Raw genomic sequence first — 8829 nt, 5'->3', positions numbered from 1 at the left:
CCGCATAGACGGCCACGCTCGCGATCCCGGCGTCCCGGCAGGCCCGGGCCACGCGGACAGCGATTTCGCCACGGTTGGCGATGAGCACCTTGCGCACGATTGAGGCTCCCTCCTTGAAACAAGCCGAGTTTAGGGACTGCCGACACGCCACATCGACCCGTCCCCAGTGGTGAGCTTGCCCACACGGAGCGTGATTCCAGGCTCGCTCCACCTGCGAAATCCCATGTCGCGCCTCGGCACGCAGGTCTCTCCCCGGAAACCCTAGCCCTCCGCTGTGGTCAAGGTCTCTGTCATCACGTGCTGCGGGCCACTCGGTTTCTTTGTGGAATCCCTACGAATGGCCCAATGATTCTTTGCTGTCGCCCGAACCCTTGTCCCGGGGTTTACCCGTTAGTAGCGTTCGCGATGTCTCGTACGTACTTGCGGTAACGGCGCGGAGCTCGGAAGTGGGTGGGGGCCGGTGATACGCAGGCCGGTGGCGTGGGTGGTGGCGGTCGTGCTGTTCGCCGAAGGGCTCGGCATCGCGGCGGTGCAGTGGTTCCTCGGCGTGGTCGTCGACCGGCAGGACATGTCCCTGGCGGGCCTGGACCCGGACGTGATGTCGATGTCCTCGAAGATCGGTGGTCTGGTCTTCGGTGCCTACTTCGCGCTGTGCGGCCTGGTGGCCCTGCTCGTGGCCGTGCGCGACCGCGCTCCGGCCGGCTTCGGGCGCATGCTGCTGATCAGTTCGGCCGTGGTGCACGGGCTGCTGGGCGCGTTCGCCTGGGGGTTGGTGGGCTGGACGGCGTTCCTGTTCATGGTCGTCGTACTCGGCCTGATCGTGCTGTTGCTGATGACGTACGACGCCCAGGCCGCGCCCGAGGAGCCCGCCGGCGCCGCTCCCGACGGGGGCAAGGGCGGCGACGGCTCCCCTGCCGACGGCGCTCCGGCGGGCGGATCCCCGGTCACCCCTCCGCCGGCGCCCACAACTCCGTGATGCCGATGCCCAGTTGGGCCAGCAGCCGCCGTACCAGCGGCAGGCTGATGCCGATCACATTGCCGTGGTCGCCGTCGATGCCGTCGATGAACGGGGCCGAGCGGCCGTCCAGGGTGAACGCCCCGGCGACATAGAGGGGTTCGCCGGAGGCGACGTACGCGGCGATCTCCTCGTCGGTCGGCTCGCCGAAGCGGACGACCGTGGAGGCGATCGCCGACCTGTAGCGGCCGGTGACGGTGTCGTAGATGCAGTGGCCGGTCTGCAGGGTGCCCGCCCGGCCGCGCATCGACTTCCAGCGCGCCGTGGCCTCCTCGGCGTCGGCCGGCTTGCCCAGGGCCTCGCCGTCCAGGTCGAGGACCGAGTCGCAGCCGATCACGATCGCGCCCTTGACCTCCGGCTTCGCCGCCACGACGGAGGCCTTCGCCTCGGCCAGGGCCAGTGCCAGGTCGGCGGGGGTGGACGCGTGGACGGCGTCCTCGTCGACGCCGCTCACGATGACCTCGGGGTCCAGGCCGGCCTGGCGCAGGAGGTTGAGCCGGGCGGGGGAGGCGGAGGCGAGGATGAGTCGGCGGCGGGGCTGATCAGTCATGCCGTCAGCGTATCGGCGTGCCCGGCCGGACTCACCTCAGTCCGATCACGATCATCGCGAGCACCATGGCCAGCGCCATGAGAACGCCCAGCCGCCGCAACATCTCCTGCATGTCGCGCAGTTCCTTGGGCGGCTCGTTCTCGGGGTCGGACCACAGCATGCCTTCCATCGTCGATCGGGGGTCCGGGGCGGCGCCTGAGTACGCGTACTCAACTTTTTCGTAAACGGTGCTACGGTCCCATTAGCTAAAGGGGCTTCAGTTCCGTTTGAAGGATGTGCTGCCATGTTCACGGCTTCCTGGACCGCGTCACCTCAGCTGCCCAGCGAGGGCTTCACGCCCAACTGGTCCCGCGAGGGCTTCTGGCGCCAGTCGCTGCGGCAAGTCGTACGGCTGTCCGCAGGGGGTGGGCGGTTGCGGGTGCGGCTGTCCCACGCGTACGGCGCCTCGCCGGTCCGTGTCGCGGGTGCGAGCGTGGGGCGTACGGCCGCGGGGGCCGGCGTGGAGCCGGGATCGCTCGTGCGGCTCACCTTCGGGGGTGCCGGGGACGCCGAGCTGCATCCATGGCGCGGCTCCGGCACGACGGCCCGCGGGGAGCTGGTCAGCGATGACGTCCCGCTCGCCGTCGCCGCCGGGGAGTCCGTGACCGTCACCCTGTACTTCGACGCCACCACCGGCCCCGCGACCTTCCACGCCCAGGCCTTCGCGACCACCTATCGAGGCGAGGGCGACCTGTCGGCCGAGGCCGGCGGCGAGGGCTTCGACGCGGTGACCGAGTCCTGGTACTTCCTGTCGGCGGTGGAGGTCGACGCCGGCCGCACGGACGCCGTCGCGCTCTTCGGGGACTCGATCACGGACGGGTTCGGTTCCACGCCGGGGGCGGACCGCCGCTGGTCCGATGCCCTTGCCGAGCGCACGGGGCGGCCCGTTCTCAACGCGGGCATCGGCGGGAATCTGCTGCTCAACGACTCCGCGTGGTACGGCGAAGGCGGCATCCGCCGGTTGCGCCGGGATGTTCTCGACCGGCCCGGAGTGGACACGCTGGTCGTCCTGCTCGGGCTGAACGACATCGGCTTCAGCGAGACGGACGAGCAGCCGACCTACAAGCCGGCGCCGGTGGTGGAGGCGGAGGAACTCATCGCCGGGCACCGGGAGTTGATACGGCAGGGCAGGGTGGCGGGACTGCGGGTGATCGGGGCGACTCTGCTGCCGTTCGGGGGCTCGGACCACTGGGGTGGGCATGCGGCCAAGGTGAGTCACGAGCTGAACGAGTGGATTCGCCGCTCGGGGGAGTGTGCCGGGGGGTACGACGCGGTGGTGGACCTGAACCGGGCGTTGGCCGACCCGGCGGACCCCGACCGCCTGCATCCGTCGTACGACTTCGGCGATCACCTGCACCCGAATGACGCCGGGTACGCGGTGATGGCCGAAGTCGTGTCGACGATCCTCTAGCCGGGCCAGTAGGTACGCGCCCACGTCGACGGCCCCGGCTGCGGCAGCCGGCGTGCCGCGATGCGCGCCGGGTCCGCCCAGGAGTCGCGTGGGGTGGGCGCGCCGGACGGCGTGGCCGATGCCGCCGCGGCGCGGGCGCGGACCACCGCCAGGGCGGCGGCCAGCTCCTCCGGTGTCGGGTTGCCCCGTAGGACCTTGATGTTCATAACGGCTCCCAGCAGGCCTAGAGGGGGATGTTGCCGTGCTTCTTCGGAGGCAGGGATTCCCGCTTGGTGCGCAGCTGACGCAGGCCGCGTACGACGTGCCGGCGGGTGTCGGACGGCATGATCACGGAGTCGATGTAGCCGCGCTCGGCCGCGACGTAGGGGTTGAGGAGGGTGTCCTCGTACTCCTGGATCAGCCGGGCGCGCACCGCCTCCAGATCCTCACCGCTTGCCTCCGCTTCAGCGATGGTGCGCCGGTGCAGGATGTTGACCGCGCCCTGCGCGCCCATGACGGCGATCTGGGCGGTGGGCCAGGCGAGGTTGAGGTCGGCGCCGAGGTGCTTGGAGCCCATGACGTCGTAGGCGCCGCCGAAGGCCTTGCGGGTGATGACCGTGATGAGCGGGACCGTGGCCTCGGCGTAGGCGTAGATCAGCTTGGCGCCGCGGCGGATGATGCCGTCGTGCTCCTGGTCGACGCCCGGGAGGAAGCCGGGGACGTCCACGAACGTGATCACCGGGACGTTGAACGCGTCGCAGGTCCGCACGAAGCGGGCCGCCTTCTCGCTGGCCTGGATGTCGAGGCAGCCCGCGAACTGCATCGGCTGGTTGGCGACGATGCCGACCGGACGGCCCTCGACCCGGCCGAAGCCGGTGAGGATGTTCGGCGCGAACAGGGGCTGGGTCTCGAAGAACTCGGCGTCGTCCAGGATGTGTTCGATCACCGTGTGCATGTCGTACGGCTGGTTCGCGCTGTCCGGCACGATGCGATCCAGCTCGCGGTCCTCGTCGGTGACGGCGAGGTCCGCCTCCTCCGGGAAGGCCGGGGGCTCGGAGAGGTTGTTGGACGGCAGGTACGACAGCAGCTGCTTGACGTACTCGATGGCGTCCTTCTCGTCGCCGGCCATGTGGTGGGCCACGCCGGAGGCGGAGTTGTGGGTACGGGCGCCGCCCAGCTCCTCGAAGCCGACGTCCTCGCCGGTGACGGTCTTGATGACGTCCGGGCCGGTGATGAACATGTGCGAGGTCTGGTCGACCATGATCGTGAAGTCGGTGATGGCCGGGGAGTAGACCGCACCGCCCGCACACGGGCCGACGACCAGCGAGATCTGCGGGATGACACCGCTGGCGTGGGTGTTGCGGCGGAAGATCTCGCCGTACGCGCCCAGCGAGGCCACGCCCTCCTGGATGCGGGCGCCGCCGGAGTCGTTGATGCCGATGACCGGACAGCCGGTCTTCAGCGCGAAGTCCATGACCTTGACGATCTTCTGGCCGTAGACCTCGCCCAGCGCGCCGCCGAAGACGGTGAAGTCCTGCGAGAAGACGGCGACGGGGCGGCCGTCGACCGTGCCGTACCCGGTGACGACGCCGTCGCCGTACGGGCGGTTCTTCTCCAGGCCGAAGTTGGTGGAGCGGTGCCGGGCGAACTCGTCGAGCTCGACGAAGGAGTCCTCGTCGAGCAGGAGGTCGATGCGCTCACGGGCCGTCAACTTGCCCTTGGCGTGCTGCTTTTCGACAGCGCGAGCGGAGCCGGCGTGCGTCGCTTCCTCGATACGACGCTGGAGATCCGCGAGCTTGCCCGCGGTGGTGTGAATGTCGATCCCTTGGGTCTCTTGGATCTCGTGACGCTCTTCCGGCTCGGACATCGGGATGGCGCTCCCTGCCTGCTCAAAAGGGGGGACGGTTACTCATCCGTAGCGTAGTGGGGTGCCTACGAATCAGCAGTGCGGCGTTTGCCACACCTAGGGTGGCTTGCATGACGCCGCGAGATGCATCTGACGACAGCCGTTGGTCCGATCTGGACCGTCCGCCGCTCAACGCCGCCGCGCTGCGCCGGGGGCTGGTAAAGGACGGCGGGCACGGCGGGCTCTACTGCGACATCGAGGTCGTGCAGCGCACGGGCTCCACGAACACCGACCTGGTGGCCCTGGCCACCGAGGGCAGTGCGGAGGAGGGCGCGGTCCTGGTCGCCGAGGAGCAGACGGCCGGCAAGGGCCGCCTCGACCGGCAGTGGACGGCACCGCCCCGCTCGGGGCTGTTCTTCTCCGTCCTGCTGAACCCGGCCGAGGTGCCGGCGGCCCGCTGGGGCTGGCTCCCGCTGCTCACCGGGGTCGCCGTGGCGACGGGCCTGTCGCGGGCGGCAGGCGTCGATACGGCACTCAAGTGGCCCAACGACCTGCTGGTGACTGTCGGCGGCGAGGAACGCAAGGCCGGCGGGATCCTGGCGGAGCGGGCCGGCAACGAAGGGGTGGTCGTCGGCGTCGGCATCAATGTCACGCTGCGTGAGGACGAGCTGCCGGTCCCCCAGGCGGGCTCCCTGGCCCTCGCCGGAGCCGTGAGCACGGACCGGGATCCGCTGCTGCGGGGCGTGCTGCGGTCGTTGGAGGAGTGGTACGGGCGTTGGCGGGCCGCTTCGGGGGACCCGGTGGTGAGCGGACTGCAGGAGGCGTATGCGGCGGGGTGCGCGACGCTGGGGAGGGTCGTGCGGGCCGAATTGCCGGGGGAGCGGACGATCACGGGGGAGGCGGTCGCCATCGACGGGGACGGGCGGCTGGTACTGGCTACGGGAGAAGGGGTGCAGGAGCCCGTGGGGGCGGGGGACATCGTGCATCTGAGGCCGGCGTAGGTATGGGAGGGGCTGTGTGCCTCTCGGGAGTGAGGTGGCCCACACCTGCCGTAAAGTGAAGGCCGGTCGATTACTGACCGCGGCAGATCGGAAGGGCAGCAGGCGTGACCGTCGACGACACGGGCTCCGGCACGGGCGCGGACGGCCGGGTGGACCCCCACGCCGCCGACCCCGGCGAGGATCCGCTCGCCCTGCGCCTCGAACAGCTCATCCTCGGCGCCGAGCGGCGCTACACCCCGTTTCAGGCGGCCCGTAGCGCCGGTGTCTCCATGGAGCTGGCGTCCCGGTTCTGGCGGGCCATGGGGTTCGCCGACATCGGGCAGGCCAAGGCGCTGACCGAGGCCGACGTACTGGCGCTCAGGCGCCTCGCCGGTCTCGTCGAGGCGGGGCTGCTCAGCGAGGCCATGGCCGTGCAGGTGGCACGGTCCACTGGGCAGACCACCGCGCGGCTCGCCGACTGGCAGATCGACTCGTTCCTGGAGGGCCTGACCGAGCCGCCGGAGCCGGGCATGACCCGCACCGAGGTGACATATCCCCTGGTCGAGCTGCTCCTGCCCGAGCTGGAGGAGTTCCTCGTCTACGTCTGGCGCCGCCAGCTCGCCGCCGCGACCGGGCGGGTCGTGCAGGCCGCCGACGACGAGGAGATGGTCGACCGGCGCCTGTGCGTCGGCTTCGCGGACCTCGTCGGCTTCACCCGGCTGACCCGCCGTATGGAGGAAGAGGAGCTCGGCGAACTCGTCGAGGCCTTCGAGACCACGGCCGCCGACCTGGTGGCCGCGCGCGGTGGCCGGCTGGTCAAGACCCTCGGCGACGAGGTCCTGTACTCCGCCGACGACGCGGCCGTCTCCGCCGAGATCGCCCTGCGGCTCATCGAGACGATGGCCAACGACGAGACGATGCCCGAGCTGCGCGTCGGCATCGCCTTCGGCACGGTGACCACCCGGATGGGCGATGTCTTCGGTACGACCGTGAATCTCGCCTCCCGGCTCACGTCCATAGCTCCGCGGGACGCCGTTCTCGTCGACAGCGCGTTCGCGGAGGAACTCATCCGAACGGGTGAAGCCCCTGCGTCGGAGGCGGAGGCCGCCGAGGCCGCGGCCGCGGCGGAGAAGGAGGGGGAGGAGCCGCCGGTGTATCGGTTTGCGCTGCAGCCGATGTGGCAGCGGCCGGTGCGGGGGCTTGGGGTCATCGAGCCGTGGCTTTTGACGCGGAGGGCGCCCGCCGGGGGCGAGTGAGCGCCGTTGGGGTGGCGGTTGTGGGTCGGCCCCGGGTTCGTTGTGGCTGGTCGCGCCCACGCGGCGGAGCCGCATATTGATACAGCCCCGCGCCCCTAGGGGCGTTGCGGTGCGGGGCGTTCTTCAGTCGCCGTTGGTGAAGTGGTCTACGCACAGGCCGATGACTGGGACGCAGACCGAGTCCTCATCGGGGTGATCCGGCTGTGGGGCCGGGGGATTCGGGTCCGTCCGGCTGGGCGGTGTGGTCGGGATCGGGGCCGGTCGGGATGCGTGACCGGTCTGCGTCGGCGGGCGGGGTGTGGGGGGCTGCGCCCGACCGTCGGCCTGCGTCGTGCCGGGCCCTGGTGTCGCGGTCGTGTTCGTTGTCGGTACGACGATCGTGTGCGTTGTCGGTGTCGCGTTCAGGCCGCCCATGACAGAGGTTGCGGACGGACTCGCCTTCGGGGCAGGTGTCGGGGCCGTGGCGGCGGCGTTCGCCGAGCGGTCTGTGCCCGTGTCCGTACCTGTGCCGGAATCCGAGGTGGGGTCCGTCTCCGTTGCGCTGAGGCCGGTGACGTCGGAGTCGGGGGTCAGCCGTACGAGGCTCAGTGCGCCCGCGGCCAGGGCGAGGCCTCCGGCCGCGAGGAGGACCTTGCGGGGGCGCGGGCGGCGGTGGCGGCCGCGGGGGCCGAAGAGGCGGGGACCGGTCTGTTCCGCCTCGCCGATCGTCCCGGTTTCTGCTGATGTCTCCGCCGTCACGCCCATCACTACCCCTCCCCACGCACTCGCGCCCCCAATGCGCCGTGGTGTCGCGCACGTTATGCGTTGTCGTGGGCGGTGCGGCGGGAGTTGGGCGGGATGTCACTCGAACGGGGTGCCGGGACTCGACTCGGGAACCGCTCGTGGTGGGCCTTTCCCTGGCGGGGTCCGGCTGCGATGATCGGGGCGAATGTTGTTAACCCGCGTTAACCGGAGGGTGTCATGAGCGAGGAGCGGTTCGGGGAGTTCGTGCTGGTGCGGCGGCACGGGGACGGTGTCGGGCATGTCGCGGAGCTTGCCCTCGACCGGCCCAAGGCCATGAACGCCGTGTCGACGGAGATGGCCCGTTCGATCGCGCGGGCGTGCGCGGCGCTGGGGGCGGACCGTGATGTACGGGTGGTGGTGCTGACCTCGACGCATGAGCGGGCGTTCTGTGTCGGGGCGGATCTGAAGGAGCGGAATTCGTTCAGCGACGCGGATCTGATGCGGCAGCGGCCCGTGGCGCGGGGGGCGTACACGGGAGTGCTGGAGTTGCCGGTGCCGACGATCGCCGCGGTGCACGGCTTCGCGCTCGGGGGCGGCTTCGAGCTGGCCTTGTCCTGCGATGTGATCGTGGCCGACCACACGGCTGTGGTCGGGCTGCCCGAGGTGTCGGTCGGGGTGATTCCCGGAGGCGGGGGGACGCAGCTGCTGCCGCGGCGGGTGGGGGCCGCCCGGGCGGCGGAGCTGATCTTCACCGCGCGGCGGGTCGAGGCCGGTGAGGCCCGGGAGCTGGGGCTGGTGGATGTGCTGGTGGAGAAGGGGCGGGATCGCGACGAGGCCCTGGCGCTGGGGGGTCGGATCGCCGTGAACTCGCCGGTGGGGCTGCGGGCGGCCAAGCGGGCGCTGCGGGTGGGGCACGGGCTGGATCTGCGGGCCGGGCTGGAGGTTGAGGACGCGGCTTGGCGGGCGACGGCGTTTTCGGGGGACCGGGCGGAGGGTGTGGCGGCGTTCCACGAGAATCGGAGGCCTGAGT

Annotated in this window: 11 protein-coding genes; 5 read left to right on the top strand and 6 right to left on the bottom strand. The window is 70.8% G+C overall.

All coding sequences use genetic code 11. The annotated features are described in order from the left end of the window. Positions 1-97 (bottom strand): biotin carboxylase N-terminal domain-containing protein (locus tag ADL12_RS50400; protein ID WP_279617129.1); only part of this gene is annotated, 97 nt, incomplete at its 3' end. Between the two features lie 363 nt (positions 98-460). On the opposite strand from ADL12_RS50400, the gene ADL12_RS15475 reads away from it, so the two are divergent. Then, entirely contained in the window at positions 461-976 is a 516-nt protein-coding gene (locus ADL12_RS15475; RefSeq protein WP_062702706.1) for a hypothetical protein, read from the top strand. Here ADL12_RS15475 and ADL12_RS15470 read toward each other — a convergent pair. Further along, positions 945-1565 (bottom strand): Maf family protein, encoded by a 621-nt coding sequence (locus tag ADL12_RS15470; RefSeq protein WP_062702704.1) that lies wholly within the window; start codon positions 1563-1565, stop codon positions 945-947. The genes ADL12_RS15475 and ADL12_RS15470 overlap by 32 nt on opposite strands. A 31-nt stretch (positions 1566-1596) precedes the next feature. Then, entirely contained in the window at positions 1597-1725 is a 129-nt protein-coding gene (mmpB, locus tag ADL12_RS57705) for a morphogenic membrane protein MmpB (protein ID WP_279617144.1), read from the bottom strand. 123 nt (positions 1726-1848) lie between these two features. On the opposite strand from mmpB, the gene ADL12_RS15465 reads away from it, so the two are divergent. Continuing rightward, positions 1849-3015 (top strand): SGNH/GDSL hydrolase family protein, encoded by a 1167-nt coding sequence (locus ADL12_RS15465; protein ID WP_062702702.1) that lies wholly within the window; start codon positions 1849-1851, stop codon positions 3013-3015. On the opposite strand, the gene ADL12_RS15460 is transcribed toward ADL12_RS15465, so the two are convergent. Together ADL12_RS15460 and ADL12_RS15455 are read right to left on the bottom strand one after the other, a co-directional pair. Beyond that, a complete protein-coding gene (locus ADL12_RS15460; protein ID WP_062702700.1) occupies positions 3012-3221 on the bottom strand; it encodes an acyl-CoA carboxylase epsilon subunit in 210 nt (69 codons plus the stop codon). The two genes, ADL12_RS15465 and ADL12_RS15460, sit on opposite strands and share 4 nt — an antisense overlap. A 17-nt stretch (positions 3222-3238) precedes the next feature. Then, entirely contained in the window at positions 3239-4861 is a 1623-nt protein-coding gene (locus tag ADL12_RS15455) for an acyl-CoA carboxylase subunit beta (RefSeq protein WP_062702698.1), read from the bottom strand. 110 nt (positions 4862-4971) lie between these two features. Between ADL12_RS15455 and ADL12_RS15450 the strand changes: the two genes are divergently transcribed. Continuing rightward, on the top strand, positions 4972-5841 hold the full coding sequence (locus tag ADL12_RS15450; protein WP_062702696.1) for a biotin--[acetyl-CoA-carboxylase] ligase: 870 nt from the start codon (positions 4972-4974) through the stop codon (positions 5839-5841). Positions 5842-5945: 104 nt separating this feature from the next. Continuing rightward, positions 5946-7076: an adenylate/guanylate cyclase domain-containing protein gene (locus ADL12_RS15445; protein ID WP_062702694.1), complete on the top strand. Its 1131-nt coding sequence runs from the start codon at positions 5946-5948 to the stop codon at positions 7074-7076. Positions 7077-7199: 123 nt separating this feature from the next. On the opposite strand, the gene ADL12_RS15440 is transcribed toward ADL12_RS15445, so the two are convergent. Then, the gene (locus ADL12_RS15440) at positions 7200-7820 is read right to left on the bottom strand and encodes a hypothetical protein (RefSeq protein WP_062702692.1); all 621 of its coding nucleotides are present in this window, start codon (positions 7818-7820) and stop codon (positions 7200-7202) included. A gap of 216 nt (positions 7821-8036) precedes the next feature. Between ADL12_RS15440 and ADL12_RS15435 the strand changes: the two genes are divergently transcribed. Then, the coding region (locus ADL12_RS15435; RefSeq protein ID WP_062702690.1) for an enoyl-CoA hydratase/isomerase family protein at positions 8037-8829 on the top strand (793 nt) is incomplete at its 3' end.

Source organism: Streptomyces regalis, assembly GCF_001509475.1.
GTDB classification, from domain to species: domain Bacteria; phylum Actinomycetota; class Actinomycetes; order Streptomycetales; family Streptomycetaceae; genus Streptomyces; species Streptomyces regalis.
Note: the sequence above shows the minus strand (reverse complement) of the source record. Positions and strands in the feature narration are given on the sequence as shown.

Coding starts and splice junctions, on each gene's coding strand:
- ADL12_RS15460 (WP_062702700.1), bottom strand. CDS start 3,221: ATGAACATCAAGGTCCTACGGGGCAACCCGACACCGGAGGAGCTGGCC.
- ADL12_RS15455 (WP_062702698.1), bottom strand. CDS start 4,861: ATGTCCGAGCCGGAAGAGCGTCACGAGATCCAAGAGACCCAAGGGATC.
- ADL12_RS15450 (WP_062702696.1), top strand. CDS start 4,972: ATGACGCCGCGAGATGCATCTGACGACAGCCGTTGGTCCGATCTGGAC.
- ADL12_RS15465 (WP_062702702.1), top strand. CDS start 1,849: ATGTTCACGGCTTCCTGGACCGCGTCACCTCAGCTGCCCAGCGAGGGC.
- mmpB (WP_279617144.1), bottom strand. CDS start 1,725: ATGCTGTGGTCCGACCCCGAGAACGAGCCGCCCAAGGAACTGCGCGAC.
- ADL12_RS15470 (WP_062702704.1), bottom strand. CDS start 1,565: ATGACTGATCAGCCCCGCCGCCGACTCATCCTCGCCTCCGCCTCCCCC.
- ADL12_RS15440 (WP_062702692.1), bottom strand. CDS start 7,820: ATGGGCGTGACGGCGGAGACATCAGCAGAAACCGGGACGATCGGCGAG.